The 18,404-nt window shown below is 70.6% G+C and carries 18 protein-coding genes, 1 tRNA gene and 1 pseudogene; 7 read left to right on the top strand and 13 right to left on the bottom strand.

Annotation, left to right across the window (positions count from 1 at the left end; all coding sequences use genetic code 11):
- Window positions 1-83: 83 nt before the first annotated feature.
- Window positions 84-461, bottom strand: a complete 378-nt coding sequence (locus ACF088_RS22485; RefSeq protein ID WP_392377551.1) for a DUF488 domain-containing protein — start codon at window positions 459-461, stop codon at window positions 84-86.
- 142 nt (window positions 462-603) lie between these two features.
- Here ACF088_RS22485 and ACF088_RS22480 point away from each other — a divergent pair.
- Window positions 604-677: transfer RNA gene (locus tag ACF088_RS22480), tRNA-Pro, on the top strand.
- 125 nt (window positions 678-802) lie between these two features.
- Here ACF088_RS22480 and ACF088_RS22475 read toward each other — a convergent pair.
- The 3 genes from ACF088_RS22475 to ACF088_RS22465 all read right to left on the bottom strand — a co-directional run bounded on the left by ACF088_RS22475 (window position 803) and on the right by ACF088_RS22465 (window position 3,166).
- Window positions 803-1,285 (bottom strand): SAM-dependent methyltransferase, encoded by a 483-nt coding sequence (locus ACF088_RS22475; RefSeq protein ID WP_392377550.1) that lies wholly within the window; start codon window positions 1,283-1,285, stop codon window positions 803-805.
- A 91-nt stretch (window positions 1,286-1,376) separates the two neighbouring features.
- Window positions 1,377-1,904 carry a GNAT family N-acetyltransferase gene (locus ACF088_RS22470; protein WP_392377549.1) on the bottom strand — a complete coding sequence of 176 codons (528 nt, stop codon included), beginning with the start codon at window positions 1,902-1,904 and terminating at the stop codon, window positions 1,377-1,379.
- Entirely contained in the window at window positions 1,904-3,166 is a 1,263-nt protein-coding gene (locus tag ACF088_RS22465; protein ID WP_392377548.1) for a helix-turn-helix transcriptional regulator, read from the bottom strand. Before ACF088_RS22465 ends, ACF088_RS22470 begins: the two co-directional genes overlap by 1 nt.
- A gap of 235 nt (window positions 3,167-3,401) precedes the next feature.
- Here ACF088_RS22465 and ACF088_RS22460 point away from each other — a divergent pair, with 235 nt between their 5' ends.
- Window positions 3,402-3,818 carry an ATP-binding protein gene (locus ACF088_RS22460; RefSeq protein WP_392377547.1) on the top strand — a complete coding sequence of 139 codons (417 nt, stop codon included), beginning with the start codon at window positions 3,402-3,404 and terminating at the stop codon, window positions 3,816-3,818.
- Window positions 3,815-4,006 (top strand): hypothetical protein, encoded by a 192-nt coding sequence (locus ACF088_RS22455; protein ID WP_392377546.1) that lies wholly within the window; start codon window positions 3,815-3,817, stop codon window positions 4,004-4,006. Before ACF088_RS22460 ends, ACF088_RS22455 begins: the two co-directional genes overlap by 4 nt.
- Before the next feature lie 83 nt (window positions 4,007-4,089).
- Here ACF088_RS22455 and ACF088_RS22450 read toward each other — a convergent pair whose 3' ends face one another.
- The 6 genes from ACF088_RS22450 to argC all read right to left on the bottom strand — a co-directional run bounded on the left by ACF088_RS22450 (window position 4,090) and on the right by argC (window position 10,551).
- On the bottom strand, window positions 4,090-5,175 hold the full coding sequence (locus ACF088_RS22450) for a mechanosensitive ion channel family protein (protein ID WP_392377545.1): 1,086 nt from the start codon (window positions 5,173-5,175) through the stop codon (window positions 4,090-4,092).
- 270 nt (window positions 5,176-5,445) lie between these two features.
- Window positions 5,446-6,033: an arginine repressor gene (locus ACF088_RS22445; protein ID WP_392377544.1), complete on the bottom strand. Its 588-nt coding sequence runs from the start codon at window positions 6,031-6,033 to the stop codon at window positions 5,446-5,448.
- 8 nt (window positions 6,034-6,041) lie between these two features.
- A complete protein-coding gene (locus tag ACF088_RS22440) occupies window positions 6,042-7,277 on the bottom strand; it encodes an acetylornithine transaminase (protein ID WP_392377543.1) in 1,236 nt (411 codons plus the stop codon).
- Window positions 7,274-8,212, bottom strand: a complete 939-nt coding sequence (gene argB, locus ACF088_RS22435) for an acetylglutamate kinase (RefSeq protein WP_392377542.1) — start codon at window positions 8,210-8,212, stop codon at window positions 7,274-7,276. The genes ACF088_RS22440 and argB overlap by 4 nt, the downstream gene beginning before the upstream one ends.
- A 64-nt stretch (window positions 8,213-8,276) precedes the next feature.
- Complete coding sequence (gene argJ / locus ACF088_RS22430) at window positions 8,277-9,455, bottom strand: bifunctional glutamate N-acetyltransferase/amino-acid acetyltransferase ArgJ (RefSeq protein WP_392377541.1); 1,179 nt, start codon at window positions 9,453-9,455, stop codon at window positions 8,277-8,279.
- 67 nt (window positions 9,456-9,522) lie between these two features.
- Window positions 9,523-10,551: an N-acetyl-gamma-glutamyl-phosphate reductase gene (gene argC / locus ACF088_RS22425; RefSeq protein ID WP_392377540.1), complete on the bottom strand. Its 1,029-nt coding sequence runs from the start codon at window positions 10,549-10,551 to the stop codon at window positions 9,523-9,525.
- A gap of 175 nt (window positions 10,552-10,726) precedes the next feature.
- Here argC and ACF088_RS22420 point away from each other — a divergent pair, with 175 nt between their 5' ends.
- A complete protein-coding gene (locus tag ACF088_RS22420) occupies window positions 10,727-11,386 on the top strand; it encodes a S1 RNA-binding domain-containing protein (RefSeq protein ID WP_392377539.1) in 660 nt (219 codons plus the stop codon).
- Window positions 11,387-11,394: 8 nt separating this feature from the next.
- Here ACF088_RS22420 and ACF088_RS22415 read toward each other — a convergent pair whose 3' ends face one another.
- Window positions 11,395-12,831 (bottom strand): FAD-dependent monooxygenase, encoded by a 1,437-nt coding sequence (locus ACF088_RS22415; protein WP_392377538.1) that lies wholly within the window; start codon window positions 12,829-12,831, stop codon window positions 11,395-11,397.
- A gap of 115 nt (window positions 12,832-12,946) precedes the next feature.
- Here ACF088_RS22415 and ACF088_RS22410 point away from each other — a divergent pair, with 115 nt between their 5' ends.
- Window positions 12,947-13,912, top strand: a complete 966-nt coding sequence (locus ACF088_RS22410) for an Lrp/AsnC family transcriptional regulator (protein ID WP_392377537.1) — start codon at window positions 12,947-12,949, stop codon at window positions 13,910-13,912.
- Between the two features lie 17 nt (window positions 13,913-13,929).
- Here the strand turns inward: ACF088_RS22410 and ACF088_RS22405 are convergent.
- A pseudogene (locus ACF088_RS22405) lies at window positions 13,930-14,346 on the bottom strand (ATP-binding protein); the annotation flags it as partial.
- A gap of 296 nt (window positions 14,347-14,642) precedes the next feature.
- Here ACF088_RS22405 and rox point away from each other — a divergent pair.
- Together rox and ACF088_RS22395 are read left to right on the top strand one after the other, a co-directional pair.
- Window positions 14,643-16,115, top strand: coding sequence for a rifampin monooxygenase (gene rox / locus ACF088_RS22400; protein ID WP_392377536.1), 1,473 nt, complete (start codon window positions 14,643-14,645; stop codon window positions 16,113-16,115).
- 203 nt (window positions 16,116-16,318) lie between these two features.
- Window positions 16,319-16,837, top strand: coding sequence for a hypothetical protein (locus tag ACF088_RS22395; protein WP_392377535.1), 519 nt, complete (start codon window positions 16,319-16,321; stop codon window positions 16,835-16,837).
- 75 nt (window positions 16,838-16,912) lie between these two features.
- On the opposite strand, the gene ACF088_RS22390 is transcribed toward ACF088_RS22395, so the two are convergent.
- Entirely contained in the window at window positions 16,913-18,310 is a 1,398-nt protein-coding gene (locus tag ACF088_RS22390; RefSeq protein WP_392377534.1) for a flavin monoamine oxidase family protein, read from the bottom strand.
- Window positions 18,311-18,404: the final 94 nt, after the last annotated feature.

The raw sequence follows: 18,404 nt of genomic DNA, 5'->3' as shown, positions 1-18,404 counted from the left end.
TAAGTATGCACTCCACCGTATGTTTCGTCAACGGGAAGATGAACATGCAGGTCAACGGGCGGGTCGCCGGCGCAGCGCGGACCTCAGAGCCCCTTCTGAAGCACCTCGACCAGGACGTTCACATGGCTCACCGACACGTCCTTCGTCGCCGTCAGCAGCGTCAGCGGCCCCTGCGCGGCCCGCTCCCGCAGCCCCTCCAACGCCGGCTGCACCGCCTCCCGCGCCAGCTCCTGGCGATACCGCTCGGCGAACTCCGCGAACCGCGGTCCCTCGTGATGAAACCAGCGGCGCAGCTCGGACGAGGGCGCCACGTCCTTGCACCACTCGGTGAGCTGCGCGTCCGTCTTGGACAGCCCGCGCGGCCACAGCCGGTCGACCAGCACCCGCGCCCCGTCCGCCGGCTCCGGCGCCTCATAGACCCGGCGCACCCGGAGGGCATCCGCGGGGAATTTTTCACCCATACCCCATCGAAACACGACCACGGGAGCCTCGCCGGGAGGCCGGGAAGCGCCGCCTGCGGGCCCCGCTTTGGATTCATGGCCCCGGACAGGGTATTTTTCTTCTGCACGCCCCGGCCGGGAGTCCTCCGGTCGGCACGAGCACCGGGACGTGGCGCAGCTTGGTAGCGCACTTGACTGGGGGTCAAGGGGTCGCAGGTTCAAATCCTGTCGTCCCGACGGTGCAGTAAGGGCTTGGAGCCCAGGTCAGGGCCTTGTTCCCGCTTCGGCGGAAACAAGGCCCTTGATCATTTTCGGCAGGTGCCTTACGCGCGGGGCGGGTGCCTTACCCACACGGCGGGCCTTTACGCGCGGGGATCCGCGTAGTAGTCGGCCAGCATCTCCGAGGGCCAGGCGGGCTCGCGCACGTCGCCCTGCGGTCCCATCACGCTGAACCACGGCTTGATGTCCAGCACCGGTGTGCCGTCCACGGCATCCAGCGCTTCCACGTGCAGATCCAGGCCGTCGACCGCGACCAGGCGGCACCGCGAGACGCCCAGCCGGTTCACCCGGCGCATATTGCGGTGGGCGAAGGAGCCGCCGGCCGGCCAGTCGGGATTGCCGCGGGGGTGCCGGGCTTCGGGGGGCAGATCGGTGGGGTCGGTCAGATGGAAGCAGAAGACGACCTCTAGGTGGGAGAAGGCCTCCAGACCGACGACCGACTCCTTGGTGAACTGCGCCGGGTCGATACGGATGACGGAGCGGGTGCCGCCCCAGTAGTCGTCCGTCGGCTCGACGCGCCCACCCACCACATGGGCGACGGGCACGACCGTGAACTCTTCTGCCATGGGGCACAACTCCTCGGGGAGGGGGACGGAAGTGAGGGGGACGGAAGTACGGAAGCAGGTGGGCGGGCGACTCTCCGCGGACGCCCCCGGGTCACGGGAGCGGCAGTCCCACCAGCATCAACGCAAACACCGGGGAGTCGGGGAAGGGCTGGCGCTCGCCCACCTTCTGGTACCCCCAGGACTCGTACAGAGCCTGGACCTTGGGGTGCGTCACGTCCACCAGCAGCGCCGCGAGGTCCGCCTCCCTGGCGTCCATCAACGCCCTATGCAGCCGCTCGGACGTGCCTGTCTTCCGCCACCGCTCGCGCACCATCAGTTCCGAGAAATGGAACGTGCGGCTCTTCTCCGGCGCCGGGTCCAGATGCTCACGCCACCATTCGCGGCCCTCGGTTCCGGGGGCACCGTAGGCGAAGCCCACCGCCTCGTCGCCGTCGTACGCGATCACACAGGAGAACTCGGGGTGTCCGCCCCAGTGGTCGACGAACCAGGGGAACTTCTGCCGGAACTCGTCGTCCGACATCTGGTCGGCGTGCACGTCTGCGTGCACGTCGAGCAGCGTCTGCCGGATCTCCGGCAGGTCGCCGTGGCTGTAGTGGCGCAGTTCCAAAGCGGAGGTCATCAGGTGTGGCTCCATTCTGATCGGTAGCGGTCCTTCCACTCGCGCGCGATGCTTGAGTCCGGCGCGAGGGTGGTCAAGTCGCGGTAGAAGTCCCCTAGGTAGCAGCGCATCCGGCCCGGCAGGGGATCGCCATCCATCAGCACGAACACCCGCTCCGCCGTGGCGCACGCCTGCTCCTCGTCCCGTTGGTGAAGCTGCGCGAGAGCAAGCCGGAGCGAGGCCAGAGCGCGGTTCCGGCGGAACTGCTGTGGGATGGCCGCCAGGGCACGGTGTGACGCCGCCTCGGCCACTGCGGCGTCCCCGAGGTGATCCCGGACAATGGAAGTGATGGCCATCAACTCGGCCGGACCGTAGAAGGCCACCCAGGACGGCCGGGGCTCGTCCGTGGACGCGTTTGCCAGCGCCTCTTCCGCGCACCCCAGGGACCGCAGGGCGCCCCGCCGATCCCCGACGCTTGAGTGCCCGATCGCCGTGCGCGCGTGGGCCAGGGACGCGAACAGCGGGTCGCGGCGCGTGACGGCGGTCGCCTGCGCAGCCCGGCCCGCGTCCACGGCCTGCGAGAATTCCCCGCGATGGACCGCCAGCATGGCATGCGAGTTCCACACGCGCAGTTCCGCCAACGGGTCATTCCCCATACCCGCCAGATACAGCGCCCGGTTGAGGTGAGCTTGCGCACGGTCGCTCTGACGATCATCCACGGCCGACCAAGCCGCCGACGCCGTGTAGTTCGCAGCCACACTGAAGAGCCGCTGCCGGATGCGCTGGGACGCCGCCCGCTTCTGCAACTCCAGCGCTTCGGCGGCACCCGCCAAGGCGGCCCGCTCCAGGGCCTCGTGCCCGCCTTTGGCGGCGTCCAGGGCGGTAAGGGCGTCCAGGCCGCTGCGGAGGCGGATCACCTCGGAGGTGCCGACGGCATACGGCCGGGCGGCTACCAGGGGTACGACGGCGGCCGTTGTTCCGGCGGCGGTGGTGAGGAAGTGCCTGCGACGCACGGGATCCTCCGTCCTGTGGGGGCCACGTCTGCCCGCCGGAGGCGCAAAGCCCAACTCCTCGGCGGTACATCCGAATACTGCTTCCAAGGCTTCCCGCTGCCGAGGGTGCGGCCACCGCGTCTTTCCGGTCAGCCAGTGGCGCACGGTGCGGTCGCTGACGGTGCCCGCCCGGCCGAGCGACCGCAGGTAGTCGTTCACCGCATCGGCCAACTCGGCCTGGGTGAGGCCCGCTTCTCCGAGGGCGTCGGCAAGACTCTCGTTCGCCTTCACCCCTGCACGGTATCCAGATCGCGCGCGCCGCCATCCCGGACGGCGGCGAAATTTCCGGTCCGCCGCACGGCACGCGGCAGCGGAATTTCCGTACGGCATATGACAGCCCGTCGTTGGATGCATACAGGGCGTCGCCGACCTGGACGGTACGGCGGCGCCAAGGAGAGAAGCCCGCCTTCGCCCCCACTTCGGGGCAGCGGGCCGCACCTCACCGCCCACCACCGACGAGGTCCCGATGACCATGACCGCATCCCGCCCCACCGGACACCCCGGATACAGCGAAACGCTGCCGCGCAGACCCGAGAGCGTGGCCACCGCCCGCCGCCTGGTGCGGACCGCGCTGGCGGCCTGGGACCTGGAGGAACTGGCCGACGACGGAGCGTTGGTGGTCTCCGAGTTGGTGACCAATGCCGTGCAGCACGCGCGGAGCGAGGTGATCCGGTTGGCCGTCAGCCGCCCCGGCCCGGCAACGGTGCGGATCGGAGTGGTGGACAAGTCAAAGGCCCCTCCGCGGCACCGCCCGCCGGGGAACGAGGACGACAGCGGGCGGGGCCTCGTGCTGGTGGCCGGACTGACGGCCGCCTGGGGTACCGACCGGCTCCCCTGGGGCAAGCGGGTCTGGGGCGAACTGCACGGGAAGGACGGCCGGTGAAGGGTGCGGACAAGCCCTGGGTGGGCGATCTGGTGCACGACGAGGGGACCGGCCGGACCGGCATCGTCAGCGATGTACGCGAGGGCGTCTATGTGCTGCGTCCGGACAACGGGCCGGGCCACTGGCTCTGCGACGTCCCCGGCCGGCTGACGGTGGTCGTTCCCCGTGAGGAGCGGCGTGACGGCTGAGGTGAGGTGCGGTGCGGTGCGACGCCGTGCCGCCCCGGCGGGTGAAGGTCCGCGCGGGGCGGCCGGGTTCGCGGCCGCGGGGGCTACGGCACCGGCGGGACCGGGGCCGAGACGTCCCGCTGGTGCGGTATCGCGATCTCCTCCGGCTTCTGCAGGGCCACGGTCCGGGCCGGGGAGGGGATCCGGATGCCCTCGGCCCGGTAACGCTGGTGCAGCCGCTTGATGAACTCGTGCTTGATCCGGTACTGGTCGCTGAACTCGCCGACCCCCAGGATCACCGTGAAGCTGATCCTGGAGTCGCCGAAGGTGTGGAAGCGGACGGCCGGTTCGTGGTCGGGGTCGCCGCCGTCGACGTCCTTCATCACGCTCTCGACGACCTCGGTGGTGACCCGTTCGACATGGCCGAGGTCGCTGTCGTAGCCGACGCCCACCTGCACCAGGATCGTCAGCTTCTGTTCCGGACGGGTGAAGTTGGTCATGTTGGTGCCGGCCAGCTGGGCGTTGGAGATGATCACCAGGTTGTTGGAGAGCTGGCGCACCACGGTGTTACGCCAGTTGACGTCGACGACATAGCCCTCCTCGCCGCTGCTGAGCCGGATGTAGTCACCGGGCTGCACGGTCTTCGAAGCGAGGATGTGCACGCCCGCGAAGAGGTTGGCGAGGGTGTCCTGAAGGGCCAGGGCGACGGCGAGGCCACCCACGCCCAGAGCGGTGAGCAGCGGGGCGATGGAGATGCCCAGGGTCTGCAGGACGACGAGGAAACCCATCGCCAGGACGATGATGCGGGTGATGTTGGCGAAGATGGTCGCCGATCCGGCCACCCCGGAGCGGGACTGCGCGAGGGACTTCACCACTCCGGTGATCACCCGGGCCGCGGTGAGCGTGACGACCAGGATGAGCAGCACGGTCAGTGTCCGGTTGACGGTGTGTCCGACCGCCTCCGTCAGCGGCAGCGCCGCGGCCGCCGCCGCCAGACCGCCGGTGACCGCCGCCCAGGGCACCACTGCCCGCAGCGCGTCGACGAGGATGTCGTCCCCGCTCCACCGGGTTTTGAGGGCGTGTTTGCCCAGCCACCGCAGGGCGACCCGCAGCAGCAGGCCCGCCACGATGCCGGCCGCCAGCGCGGCCCCGGCCACGATCAGATCGTGCAGTGTCACAGCGCGGTTCACCGGCCGGATCCCCCTGCGGCCGGAAGGAGCGGCCTTGCTATCAGCCGGATGTGATGTCTCGTCACCATGCCACCTGCTCGTCTCTAGGGCTGCGAAGGCGCCGGGACATCCGCGGACGTCCCGGCGCGAACTGCCATCCTGCCGTATGGGGTTCGGCAGGCAACGGGTGGCTCGGGTGTGCGATGGTGCACGGTGCCGCACGGCCGCCGCGGGGGCGAGGCGGCTCGCTCCCCGGGGTGACGAGAGGCGCGGGGAGCGGCGCGGGCGGTGTCAGTGCGCCTTTTGCGCCAGGCGCAGCAGATGGTCGGCGAGGGCCTGGCCGCCGGCCGGGTCGCGGCTGATGAGCATCAGGGTGTCGTCGCCCGCGATGGTGCCGAGGATGTCGTGGAGTTCGGCCTGGTCGATGGCCGAGGCCAGGAACTGGGCGGCGCCCGGCGGGGTGCGCAGGACCACGAGGTTGGCGGAGGCCTCGGCGGAGATGAGGAGTTCGCCGGAGAGGCGGCGCATCCGCTCCTCCTTTGCCGACCCGCCCAGCGGCGCCCGCGGCTTGCGGTCGCCGCCCTCGCTGGGCACCGCGTAGATCAGCTCGCCGCCGGTGTTGCGGATCTTCACCGCGCCCAGCTCGTCCAGATCGCGGGAGAGCGTCGCCTGGGTGACGGACAGGCCGTCGTCGGCGAGCAGCTTGGCGAGCTGGCTCTGGGAGCGGACCGGCAGCCGGTTGAGGATGTCCACGATCCGGCGGTGGCGGGCGGTGCGGGTCTGCGGCACGGCCTGGCCGCCGTTCTGCGCCTCGTTGTCCTGCGCCTCGTTGTCCTGCGCCTCGTTGTCCTGCAGCTCGTTGGCCTGCGGCTCGGTCATCGTTGTCGTCAGTCTCCGGCTCGTTGTTCCCCGTCGGCCCCTTGGCGGACCGTGTTCAGGACGCCGGGGAGCTTGTGGAGGAACACTTCCGCTTCGTCGTCGGAGACGATCAGCGGCGGGGCGAGCCGGATGACATCCGGCGCGACCGCGTTCACCAGGAGGCCCGCGTCCTGAGCCGCCTGCTGCACCTGTGGCGCGAGCGGCTCCGTCAAGACGATACCCAGGAGAAGGCCCGCACCGCGGACCTGGCCGACCAATGGGTGGCCCAGGGCCTCGGTCCCGTTCCTCAGCCGCTCACCGACCCGCTTGACGTTCTCCAGGACGCCGTCGGCCTCGATGGTGTCCAGGACGGCGAGGGCGCCGGCGCAGACGACCGGGTTGCCGCTGAAGGTCGAGCCGTGCGAACCGGGCGTGAGCAGCTCGGCGGCCGGGCCGAAGGCCAGCGTGGCACCGATCGGCAGACCGCCGCCCAGGCCCTTGGCGAGGGTGATGATGTCGGCCTCGACGCCCTGCGCCTGGGACTCCAGCCAGTGTCCGGTCCGGCCGATGCCGGTCTGGATCTCGTCCAGGACCAGCAGGGTGCCGGTGGCGGCGGTGATCTCGCGGGCGGCCTGGAGGTAGCCGGGCGGCGGGACGATGACGCCGCTCTCGCCCTGGACGGGCTCCAGGATGACGAAGGCGGTATCGGTGGTGACGGCGGCGCGGAGTGCCTCGACGTCCCCGTACGGGACGTAGTCGACGTCGCCGGGCAGCGGCGCGAACGGCGCCTGCTTGGCGGGCTGGCCGGTGAGGGCGAGGGCGCCCATGGTGCGGCCGTGGAAGCCGCCGGCCGTGGAGACCATGTGGCGGCGCCCGGTCAGCCGGCCGATCTTGAAGGCGGCTTCGTTGGCCTCGGCGCCGGAGTTGGAGAAGTAGACCCGGCCGGGCCGTCCGGCCAGTGTGAGCAGGCGCTCGGCGAGGGCCACGGTGGGCTCGGCGACGAAGAAGTTCGAGACATGACCGAGGGTGGCGACCTGGTCGGAGACGGCGCGGACCACCGCGGGGTGGGCATGGCCGAGGGCGTTGACCGCGATGCCGCCGAGGAAGTCGAGGTACTCCTTGCCGTCGGCGTCCCACACCTTGGCGCCCTCGCCCCGGACGAGGGGGAAACGGGGGGTGCCGAAGTTGTCCATCATGGCGCCCTGCCAGCGGCCGGCGAGGCCTGCGTTGGTCACCGGGCCGTGGCGGTGTGCCGCGTCGTTCATGTCGCCCCCTCGATCGTGTTCGCGTCCGGCACGACCATCGTGCCGATTCCTTCGTCGGTGAAGATCTCCAGCAGGATCGAGTGCTGGACCCGCCCGTCGATGACCCGGGCGGTGTGGACGCCGTTGCGGACGGCGTGCAGACAGCCCCGCATCTTGGGGACCATGCCGCTGGCCAGGTCGGGCAGCAGCTTCTCCAGTTCGGTGGCGGTGAGGCGGGAGATCACCTCGTCGCTCTGGGGCCAGTCCTCGTAGAGGCCCTCGACGTCGGTGAGCACCATCAGCGTCTCGGCGCCGAGGGCCGCGGCCAGCGCGGCCGCGGCGGTGTCGGCGTTGACGTTGAAGACTCCGGAGGCCCCTGAGGCCCCTGAGGCCGCGTCCTCCGCGTCGCTGCTGCGGGCGATCGAGGAGATGACGGGGATCCGGCCGTCGTCCAGGAGCGCGTGGACCGCACCGGGGTCGATGCCGGTGATCTCGCCGACCCGGCCGATGTCCACCCGCTCGCCGTCGATCTCGGCAAAGTGCTTGGTCGCGGTCATCAGATGGGCGTCCTCGCCGGTCATGCCGACGGCGAGCGGGCCGTGCTCGTTGAGCAGCCCCACCAGCTCGCGCTGCACCTGGCCGGCCAGCACCATCCGTACGACGTTCATCGCCTCGGGCGTGGTGACCCGCAGGCCGCCCTTGAACTCGGACTCCAGGCCGAGCAGGTCCAGCTGGGCGCTGATCTGCGGGCCGCCGCCGTGCACGACGACGGGGCGCAGTCCGGCGTGCCGAAGGAAGACCACGTCCTGGGCGAAGGCCCGCTTGAGCTCCTCGTCGATCATGGCGTTGCCGCCGAATTTGATGACGACGGTCTTGCCGTGGTGCCGGGTCAGCCAGGGCAGCGCCTCGATGAGGGTGCGGGCCTTGGGGAGCGCGGTGTGTTTGCGGGTGCTCATGTGCCGGCCTCGCTTCTGGGGGCGTGCCGGGAGCCCGGCACGCGCCGGTGATGGATGCGCTCGCTCATGAGGAGTACGCGCTGTTCTCGTGGACGTAGTCGGCGGTCAGGTCGTTGGCCCAGATGACCGCGGACGCGGTGCCGGCCGCGAGGTCGGCGGTGATACGTACCTCCCGGTAGCGCATGTCGACCAGGTCGCGGTCCTCGCCCACCGAGCCGTTCTTGCAGACCCAGACGTCGTTGATGGCGACATTGAGCTGGTCCGGCTCGAAGACGGCGGAGGTGGTGCCGATGGCGGAGAGCACCCGGCCCCAGTTGGGGTCCTCGCCGTGGATGGCGCACTTGAGGAGGTTGTTGCGGGCGATGGAGCGGCCGACCTCGACCGCGTCGTCCTCGTCGGCCGCCCCCACGACCTCGATCCGGATGTCCTTGCTGGCGCCCTCGGCGTCCCCGATCAGCTGCCGTGCCAGGTCGTCGCAGACCGTGCGCACCGCCTCGGCGAACGCGGCGGTGTCCGGTACGACGCCGGAGGCGCCCGAGGCGAGCAGCAGCACCGTGTCGTTGGTCGACATACAGCCGTCGGAGTCGACCCGGTCGAAGGTGGTGCGGGTCGCGGCCCGCAGCGCCGTGTCGAGGTCGGCGGCCGGCACATCGGCGTCGGTGGTCAGGACGACGAGCATGGTGGCCAGGCCCGGGGCGAGCATGCCGGCGCCCTTGGCCATCCCGCCGACGGTCCAGCCTCCCCCGGCCTCCGGACCGGTGGTGCCCCCGACGGTGACCTGGGAGGTCTTGTGCACACTGTCGGTGGTCTTGATGGCGATGGCGGCCTTCTCACCGCCGTGCTCGGTCAGTTCGGCCGCGGCGCGGTCGATTCCGGGCAGCAGCTTGTCCATCGGGAGCCGCAGGCCGATCAGTCCGGTGGAGGCGATCGCCACCTCACCGGCGTTGTGCCCGAGCGCCTCGGCGGCCTTCTCCGCGGTGGCATGGGTGTCCTGGAAGCCGAGCGGGCCCGTACAGGCGTTGGCGCCACCGGAGTTGAGGACGACGGCGGAGACCGTGCCGCCCTTGAGGACCTGCTCGGACCAGACGACCGGTGCGGCCTTGACGCGGTTGGAGGTGAAGACACCGGCGGCGGCCAGTCGCGGCCCGTTGTTCACCACGAGGGCGAGGTCCGGGTTGCCGTTCTCCTTGAGCCCGGCGGCGATGCCCGCCGCCGTGAACCCTTGTGCTGCCGTGACGCTCACTGCTTCTTCTCCTCCATCGCTTCGCCGGCCGCCCCGCCGGTCATGCTGTGCCCCGGGTCCGTCCGTCTCACGGAGCGACCCCGACCTTCGAAAGCCCGGTCTCCTCGGGGAGGCCCAGGGCGATGTTCATGCTCTGCACCGCGCCGCCCGCGGTCCCCTTGGTGAGGTTGTCGAGGGCGCTGATCGCGATGATCCGGCCGGCCGCCGCATCGAGCGTCACCTGGATCTGTGCGGTGTTGGAGCCGTACACGGCGGCGGTCGACGGCCACTGGCCCTCGGGCAGCAGCCGCACGAACGGCTCGTCGGCCAGCGCCTTCTGGTACGCGGCCCGTACGGCACCGGCGTCCACGCCGGGCTTCGCCTTCGCCGAGCAGGTGGCGAGGATGCCGCGCGACATGGGGGCCAGGGTCGGGGTGAAGGAGACACTGATCCGCTCACCGGCCACCGCGCTCAGGTTCTGGATCATCTCGGGGGTGTGCCGATGCCCGCCGCCGACGCCGTACGGGCTCATCGAGCCCATGACCTCGGAGCCCAGCAGATGCGGTTTGAGGGCCTTGCCGGCGCCGGAGGTGCCGGTGGCCGCGACGATCACGGCCTCGGGCTCGGCGAGCCGGTCCGCGTAGGCGGGGAACAGGGCGAGCGAGACGGCGGTGGGGTAGCAGCCCGGGACCGCGATACGCCGGGTCCCCTGGAGCGCGGCGCGGCCCCCGGGAAGCTCCGGGAGGCCGTACGGCCAGGTGCCCGCGTGGGCAGAGTCGTAGAACGCCTCCCAGTCGGCGGAGTCACCGAGCCGGAAGTCGGCGCCGCAGTCCACGACGAGCACCTCGGGCCCGAGCTCCTCGGCGACCGCGGCGGACTGGCCGTGCGGCAGCGCGAGAAAGACGACGTCGTGCCCGGCCAGCACCTCGGCGGAGGTCGGCTGGAGCTCCCGGTCGGCCAGCGGGGCCAGCTGCGGCTGCAGCCCGCCCAGGCGCTGCCCGGCGTTGGAGTGCCCGGTCAGCGCCCCGATCTCCACCTCCGGGTGCCCCAGGAGCAGGCGCAGCACTTCACCACCCGCATACCCGCTCGCCCCGGCCACTGCTGCTCGTACCGTCATGGACCTCTCCTCCTTGATGGCATGACTATACGGATAGCGGCAGTTTTATGCAATGGGGTGTGATCGAGGCCGCCCGGAGGAGTCTGACGTTGCGCTTCAGTTGCTTCACCTGTCCGCCAGGGCGTGCGAGATCTCGGCCTTGCGGGCCCTTCTCCTCGCGATGGAACGCGGACGGGTGGTCACCGGAACCGTTGCCGAGGTGCACACCTTCGGGATCTTCGTCCACATCGACGGCGAGCCCGAGGGCCTGCGCACCGGCTTCATCCGAGTGCCGGACCTGACATGGTCCCGGATCGACCACCCCTCCGACGCTGTCGAAGCCGGCCAGCGGATCACGGCGGAGGTGAGCGTCGCCGAGACGCGTTCCGGACAGGTCGCAGTCTCACTGAAGGCTCTGCAGGAAGATCCGCTCATCCGCTTCGCGGACCAGGTCGACCGGGTCGACCGGGTCGCCATAGGGTCGATCACGAAGATCATTCCCTTGGGTGTGTTCGTGCAGCTTGCTCCGGACGTTGAGGGGCGCCTTCACCTCTCAGAGCTGACCGACGAGCCAGTGGAAGACCCCGCCCAACTCGTCGGCGAAGGCGAGCTGATCACAGTGACGGTCGCCGAGGTCGATCTTCGGCATCACCGGGTGAGGCTATGCGCTGCCGATGGAGCGGGCAGCCACGCCGCGCCGCCCGAAGCTCCGGAGCGGCGGACGAGCGCCCGCACGAGCGGTCAAGCATCGGCCTTTGATCCGTTCCGTGCCCCAGGACATGAACCGAAGCACGAGGGTGGTCACCATCGCGCCCACGGATGGCCACCATCCTCGCCACGACGGCCGGCTTCCTGAACGTCGGCTCAGCGGGGCCCGCCGAACCAGCGGTCGAGCGCCGGTTCCAGGTCATCCGCGCCGGCCCAGCACACATAGCCGTCCGGCCGGATGAGCATCGGCTCGGTGTCGGCGCCCTGGCCCACCCGGTCCACCCGGTCCGACCAGGGGCCGGCGATCCTGGCGAACGTGTCGGCCGGGTCCAGCAGGATGCCGTGCCCGGACCGCAGCAGTTCGTGCACCCGGGCCGGGCCGAGGTCCAGGTCCGGTGCGGGCCGGCCGACGAGCGGATGGGTTTCGGTGCCCGGCATCGGGTAGCGGACGGCCATCCCGGACATCAGGTCGGCGAGATGGTGCTGAACGTCCGGGAGTTGGGCCATCGCCGTGAAGATCTCCCGGGCGGCCAGCACGTCCGGATCGCGGGTGCCGGCCCAGTCCATCAGCAGGCTCTGTGCCCGGACGTTGCGCAATACGGCGGCCCCGGCCGGATGCCGTTCCGCGTGATACGTGTCGAGCAGGTTCTTCGGTGCCCAGCCGTGCACGGCGGCGCCGAGCTTCCAACCGAGGTTGAGCGCGTCCTGCATCCCGGTGTTCATGCCCTGCGCGCCGAGCGGAAGGTGGACATGGGCGGCATCGCCCGCCAGGAACACCCGCCCGTGCCGGTACTGCTCGACCTGCCGTGACGCGTTGGTGATACGGCGGGCGTAGCGCAGTTCGAGCAGGTGCACCCGCGTTCCGAACACGGCGCTCAGGCCGTGACGGATTTCGTCCTCGGTGACCGGTATCTCCCTCGACAGTGACCGGCCCGGCCCCCCGAGGACCAGTCGGCGCAGCTGCCTGCCCTGCGGATCGGTGCCGAGCGGGAACAGGGCCACCCAGTGCCCGTCCTCGTTCCAGGTGTGCGACGTGGACGGATCGGCGCCGCCCAGCCGCACGTCGGCGGCGGTGATCGTCACCGTACCGGGCTGACCGGGGAATCCGGCCCGCAGTAGCGGCCGTACGGTGCTGTGGGCTCCGTCGGCGGCGACGAGGTAACGGGAACGGAGGGTGGCGCCGTTGGTGAAGGTCGTGGTGACCCCGTTGTGGTCCTGGGCGAGGCCGACCAGTTCGTGGTCCCTCCGGGCGTGGAGTCCGTGCGCGGCGAGGTGTTGCTCGAAGAATCCCTCGATCACCACCTGCGGCACGGACCGCCATGGCAGACGGTGCCGGTCGGAGTGGATCGGGAGTGGGATACCCGCGAAGTGGCCAGTGGTGACGGGATGATCTCCGGTGGCCAGCAAGGGCTCCAGCAGCCCTCGCTGGTCGAGCGCCTCCAGCGTGCGTGACTGCACGCCGCCTGCTTTGGACAGGTCGCTGCGCTGCGACAGCTTGTCGACCAGCACGGTCGACACCCCCGCTATCAGCAGCTCGTTGGCCAGCGTCATTCCGGTCGGGCCGGAGCCGACGATGAGCACCTCGGTGTCCATGAACTCTCCTCTGACTGTGTTGATCAGGACAGAAGCAACGCTCCGTCGGCCGAGCCGCCTGAGCCAGAAACCGGCTCGATTGCGCTGAGATCTGACACTGCCTAACCTCGGTTCGGTGGAATCCGACTACGACGAGCTGGATCGTCGGCTCGTGCACGCCCTGCAGATCGACGGCCGTGCCCCGTTCAGCACCATCGCCGAGGTTCTCGGGGTGTCGGATCGCACCATCGCCCGCCGGTACGCCCGGTTGCGGTCGGCCGGGGCGGTACGAGTGCTGGGCGGGGTCGACCCGACCGCGCTGGGCTCCATCCAGTGGTTCCTGCGGGTGCGATGTGCGCCCGCCGCGTCGCTCCCGATCGCCGAGGCCCTGGCCAGACGCCCCGACACCTCCTGGGTGAGCCTCAGCTCCGGCGGGACCGAGATCACCTGCGTGGTCCGTACCGAGAGCGAGGCGGACAGCGAGGCCCTGCTGCTGGCCAAACTCCCCCGCACCCCGCGGGTGGAGGGCGTGACCGCGCACTCCGTGCTGCACGCCTTCTACGGTGGTCCGGACAACCTGGTCGGAAAGCTCGGGTCGCTGGACGCGGAGGCGATCGAGCGACTGCGCCCGCCTCCGGTGCCGCATCGACGGGGACCGGTGCGGCTCGACGACGGTGACCGCAAGCTCCTCGCCCTGCTCGCCACCGACGGCCGGGCCGGGTTCGAACAGTTGGCCGCGGCCACCGGCTGGTCGCCGACGACGGTCCGGCGCCGGATGACGGAGCTGCGCGAACACGGCCTGCTCTATCTCGACATCGACGTCGACTGGCGCATGTTCGGCGTGAACGCCCGAACCCTGCTCTGGCTCTCGGTCGCCCCCGCGCACCTGGAGGAGGCCGGTCAGGCGCTGGCCGGACATCCGGAGATCGCGTTCGCCGCCGCCACGACCGGCCCGACCAACCTGTACGCGAGCGTGGTGTGCACGAACCAACGGGAGCTGTACCGGTACCTGACCACCCGGGTCGCGGCACTCCCAGCCATCACCCACCTCGAAACGGCACCAGTGATCAAGACCGTCAAGCAGGCAGCGAACCAGGCGTAGCAACCGGCCAGCCCCCTGTAGGACTCAAGGTATTTGAGACGGAATGGGGGGTTGGGGCCAAGAACAGGGTCACCCGCGATGCGTCTGCGGAGGGTGTCCTGGTCAGCGTGGAGGACGAAATGCCGTACCGGAATGGCATGTTGGGCGAGGCCCGTGCTGATCTCGCGCCAGTACTGCTCGACCAGGACAGCCATGGGAATCACCAGAGTGCCGCCGGTGTAGTCGAGTACGCGGCGGGCGGTCTCGACCACGAGCGGCCGCCACGGCGGCCAGTACTCGAAGTTGTCCGTCCTGGACAGCCCCGGCGTCATGTCCATGAGCGTCTCGCCGACCTTCTCGGCGTCGAACACCCGTGAATCCGGGATCAGCTGCAGCACGAGTGCACTGGTCGTCGTCTTGCCCGCGCCGTGGGTGCCGTTGAGACAAACGTTCACGGGACCCAACGGCAGCGCCGCGCGGCCGCGGGAACGGGCGTCATCGCCGAGGAGCTTGTCCGTCCACCGTTCACGGTCGGCACCGGCAACAAAAGGCAAAGGCAAGGAGATCAGCCACTCCTTGCCACTCTTAACTTATAGCGCACCGGGGGGCTTGCGGCAAGGCCCGGGGGGTGCCGCAGAATGTTCGGCCAAGGCCAGGACCTGCGGAAATGACAGATTCGCGAGGTGCGTGGGCCGCCGGACTGCGCAGAGTAGCCGGTCGACATCCCATCTCGTGGGAACGGGGCATTTTGATGATTGACGTGATCGTGGTCGGCGGCGGGCCGACCGGCTTGATGCTGGCCTGCGAGCTGCGGCTGCACGGCGTGCAGGTGGTCGTGCTGGAGAAGCTGACCGAGCCGACCGGGGAGTCCCGCGGGCAGGGGCTGCACGCGCGCAGCGTCGAGCTGATGGACCAGCGCGGCCTGCTGGACCGGTTCCTCGCGGTCAGTGAGAAGTTCCAGGCCGGCGGGCTCTTCGGCGGCATCATGAAGGCGTGGCCCGACCGGTTGGACACGGCTCACCCGTACGCCCTCGCCACCCCGCAGCCGGTCACCGAGCGGCTGCTCCACGAGCGCGCCGTCGAACTCGGTACCGAGATCCGGCGCGGCTGCGAAGTGGTCGGGCTGAGCCAGGACGAGGACGGGGTGACCGTCGAGCTGGCGAGTGGGGGCACCCCGGGCAATGGGGGCGTAGCCACCGGGACAGGGGGAGGCGCCCGCCTGCGCTCGCGCTACGTCGTCGGGTGCGACGGCGGCCGCAGTGCGGTGCGCAAGCTGCTCGGCGTCGGTTTCCCCGGTGAACCCGCCACGGTCGAGACGCTGCTGGGTGAAATGGAGGTGACCGAGGATCCGGCGACGATCGCCGCCGTCGTCGAGGAAGTCCGCAAGACCCAACTGCGGTTCGGCGTCAGCCCCGCCGAGGACGGGGTGTGCCGCGTCATCGTGCCCGCCGACGGGGTGGCCGAGGACCGTGCGACCGCGCCGACCCTGGAGGAGTTCACACAGCAGCTGCGGGCGACCGCGGGCACCGACTTCGGGGTGCACTCGCCGCGCTGGCTGTCCCGGTTCGGCGACGCCACCCGGCAGGCCGAGCGCTACCGGGTGGGCCGGGTCCTGCTGGCCGGCGATGCGGCGCACATCCACCCGCCGACCGGCGGGCAGGGGCTGAACCTCGGCGTGCAGGACGCGTTCAACCTCGGGTGGAAGCTGGCCGCCGAGGTCGGCGGCTGGGCGCCGGAGGGGCTGCTGGACAGCTACCACGCCGAACGGCACCCGGTGGGCGCCACCGTGCTGGACAACACCCGCGCACAGATGACACTGCTGGGGACCGATCCGGGTGCGACCGCGCTGCGGGGGCTGTTCTCGAAGCTGATGGACTTCGAGGAGGTGAACCGGTACGTGACCGGGATGATCACCGCGGTCGGGGTCCGCTACGACTTCGGCGAGGGCCACGAACTGCTCGGCCGGCGGCTGCGGGACGTGAAGCTGAAGCAGGGGCGCCTCTACGAGCTGATGCACGACGGCCGCGGGCTGCTGCTCGACCGGACCGGCCTGCTCTCGGTGGCGGGCTGGGCGGACCGGGTCGACCACGTCGTCGACGTCGGTACGGAACTGGACGTGCCCGCGGTGCTGTTGCGGCCGGACGGCCATGTGGCGTGGGTCGGTGACGATCAGCACGAACTGCTCGGCCGGCTGCCCCGGTGGTTCGGCGCTGCCGCCGGCTGAGCGAGCGGTTGGCCCGGAGAGCCGGGACCTGTCCCGGCCCCGCGCCGCATCACGGAGGCGCGCGCGTCAATGTCCTGTACAGATTCGCCACGCGACCGCCGGGACACTCGGCGGACAGCGGATATAACGCGGGAAGGAAAGAAAAGCCCGGTCTGTCGCCCAGCCTGCCGCTGACCGTCTTCGGCCTGCTCCTCGCCACAGGCGTGATCGCCCTTGCGGCATGGCTGGTGTCCTTGGCCTGGGGCCCGTTCACCTATCGCACGGCCCTGGCCGGCACTCCGGGCACCCTCACCGCGGCCCACTGCCACGTCACCGTCAGCGGAAAGTACAGCAGACGCGATTGCACCGGTACGTTCGTCGCCCGGAAGGGCACCTTCACCGATACCTCGGCACGCGCCTACGAGGTCGCGCGCATCGACAACAGCGCCATAAGGCTGCAGCGCCGGTCCGACGGCGGTTACACCCAGCCCCTTTCGTCGCGTGCCGCGATGGATCTCGCGGTCGTCTTCGGCATCGTGAGCGGCGCGGCGGCACTGTTGCTCTTCCTGTGTCTGATGCCACTGCGGGTCTCCTTCGGGAAGGGCGCACGGCTGGGCGCGAATCCGCAACCCTGGGGTGCACTGCTGTGGCTGCTCAGCAGACTGTCCGTGGGTGCGGCGGTCGCGGCAGCCGCCGCGCTCGTGATGATGGTCGTGCTTCCGTTCGCCGAGCGGTTCCTTTGACGTCGGTGCGCGGAGGGGTGGGCAGGCGAGGGCTGCGGGGTTCCATCGAGCCGCAAAGGCGGTCGGAGCAGGCGGTCAGGGAGAACGGTCCGGCAGGCCGACGGGGTGCCGGCCGCGCGACAGGGCGACCAGGACTTCCTGGGCGGCTCGCTCGCCGGAACGCACCGCTCCCTCCATCAGGCCGTGCATCAGCGTGGCCGACTCGGTACTGGCCCAGTGGATCCGTCCCACCGGCTCACGCAGCGCACTGCCGTAGTTGGTCAGGGTGCCCGGCGGGAAGTAGCCGATCATCCCGCCCAGCGACCACTGCTGGGAGGACCAGTCGGTCTCCAGATACTGGGCGGGGTGACGCGCCTCGGGTCCGAACCGCTCGGCCAGCGCGTCCAGCCAGATATCTCGCCGCCGGGCCGGGTCCAGGCGTCCCAGGCGCAGGGCTCCGGTGCTGAACGCGTAGCTGCTGAGCACTCCTGGTCCTCCCGACCGCGGCGTCTGGTCGATGGTGATCGGGACGGGCGACCGGGGTGCGAGTGTCTGTCCCGACAGGTGCTGCTCGCGCCAGAACGGCTGTGGGTACACCGTGTGCACCCGGATGATCGCCCCCGGCACCACGCGCTGCAGCAGATGGCTGTGGCGAGCGGGAAGCGGCGGATCGAAGGCGATCCGCCCCGCCAGCACCGGGGGCGTCGCCACGATCACCCGCTGCGCCCGCACGGTGAGCGGGGCGGAAACGACCTCGATGCCGGTGCCGTCGTGCGCGATCCGCTGAACGGGGCTGGACAGGTGCACCCTTGCCCCCAGGTGCGCGGCCATGCGCCTCGCTACTTCGGGGGCTCCGCCGTCCACGAGGTGCGATTCGGTTTTTCGGGTGTCGGTGTAGTAGCCGAAACCGCCGCCGCCCCGGGCCAGCGTGAGGGCGCCCAGCAGCGAGACCTCCGCCGGGTCGGCGCAGAACAGCAGGTTCATGGTCGATCTGAGCAGGGTGCGGGCGGTGGCCGAGGGCACATTGAGCGGGTCGGAGAGCCACTGCCCGAGGGTGCGGGCGTCCCACGCCCGGGCGCCCCGGGCAGACCACGGGGCATCCGCCGGGAGGCGCCGCGCCATCAGATGCAGCCGCGCCAGCGCCAGGCCGAGGGCGAGGAGTGTCCTGGGGCCGGTGGCGGGGAGGGCACCGTGGTACCGGTGGTTGACTCCGTCCAGGCGCAGGATGTGATCGCCCCGCTCGTACTGGCGGTACACCTCAAGTCCCAGTTCCCGGCAGAGCTGGAACATCCGGTCCTGCCCCTTGCCCAGCCAGGTGCCGCCGGCCGACACCACGGTCCCGTCGGGCAGCTCACGGTTCCACACCCGGCCGCCCACCCGGTCCCTTGCCTCGACCACCACCACTTCATGACCGGCTTGGACCAGTCGTCTCGCGGCTGCGAGTCCGGCGAACCCGGCGCCCACCACGCACACGTCTGCCTGCACCCGTTCCATGACCCACCTCCAGGCTCAGCCTCGCCCACCGGGCCGGGCTCCGCCCGGCGAGTGATCCATCGGGGCGCGACCGGTCCGGCCCGCTTCCGGCCCC

Origin of the sequence: Streptomyces sp. NPDC015125, from assembly GCF_043080045.1 — a bacterium.
Lineage (GTDB): Bacteria > Actinomycetota > Actinomycetes > Streptomycetales > Streptomycetaceae > Streptomyces.
Note: the sequence above shows the minus strand (reverse complement) of the source record. Positions and strands in the feature narration are given on the sequence as shown.

Excerpts from the sequence above, each read along its gene's own strand:
- argC (WP_392377540.1), bottom strand. The coding sequence starts at position 10,551 with ATGACGGTACGAGCAGCAGTGGCCGGGGCGAGCGGGTATGCGGGTGGT.
- argB (WP_392377542.1), bottom strand. The coding sequence starts at position 8,212 with ATGAGCACCCGCAAACACACCGCGCTCCCCAAGGCCCGCACCCTCATC.
- ACF088_RS22475 (WP_392377550.1), bottom strand. The coding sequence starts at position 1,285 with ATGGCAGAAGAGTTCACGGTCGTGCCCGTCGCCCATGTGGTGGGTGGG.
- ACF088_RS22485 (WP_392377551.1), bottom strand. The coding sequence starts at position 461 with ATGGGTGAAAAATTCCCCGCGGATGCCCTCCGGGTGCGCCGGGTCTAT.
- ACF088_RS22460 (WP_392377547.1), top strand. The coding sequence starts at position 3,402 with ATGACCATGACCGCATCCCGCCCCACCGGACACCCCGGATACAGCGAA.
- ACF088_RS22445 (WP_392377544.1), bottom strand. The coding sequence starts at position 6,033 with ATGACCGAGCCGCAGGCCAACGAGCTGCAGGACAACGAGGCGCAGGAC.
- rox (WP_392377536.1), top strand. The coding sequence starts at position 14,643 with ATGATTGACGTGATCGTGGTCGGCGGCGGGCCGACCGGCTTGATGCTG.
- ACF088_RS22390 (WP_392377534.1), bottom strand. The coding sequence starts at position 18,310 with ATGGAACGGGTGCAGGCAGACGTGTGCGTGGTGGGCGCCGGGTTCGCC.
- ACF088_RS22470 (WP_392377549.1), bottom strand. The coding sequence starts at position 1,904 with ATGACCTCCGCTTTGGAACTGCGCCACTACAGCCACGGCGACCTGCCG.
- ACF088_RS22415 (WP_392377538.1), bottom strand. The coding sequence starts at position 12,831 with ATGGACACCGAGGTGCTCATCGTCGGCTCCGGCCCGACCGGAATGACG.
- ACF088_RS22440 (WP_392377543.1), bottom strand. The coding sequence starts at position 7,277 with ATGAACGACGCGGCACACCGCCACGGCCCGGTGACCAACGCAGGCCTC.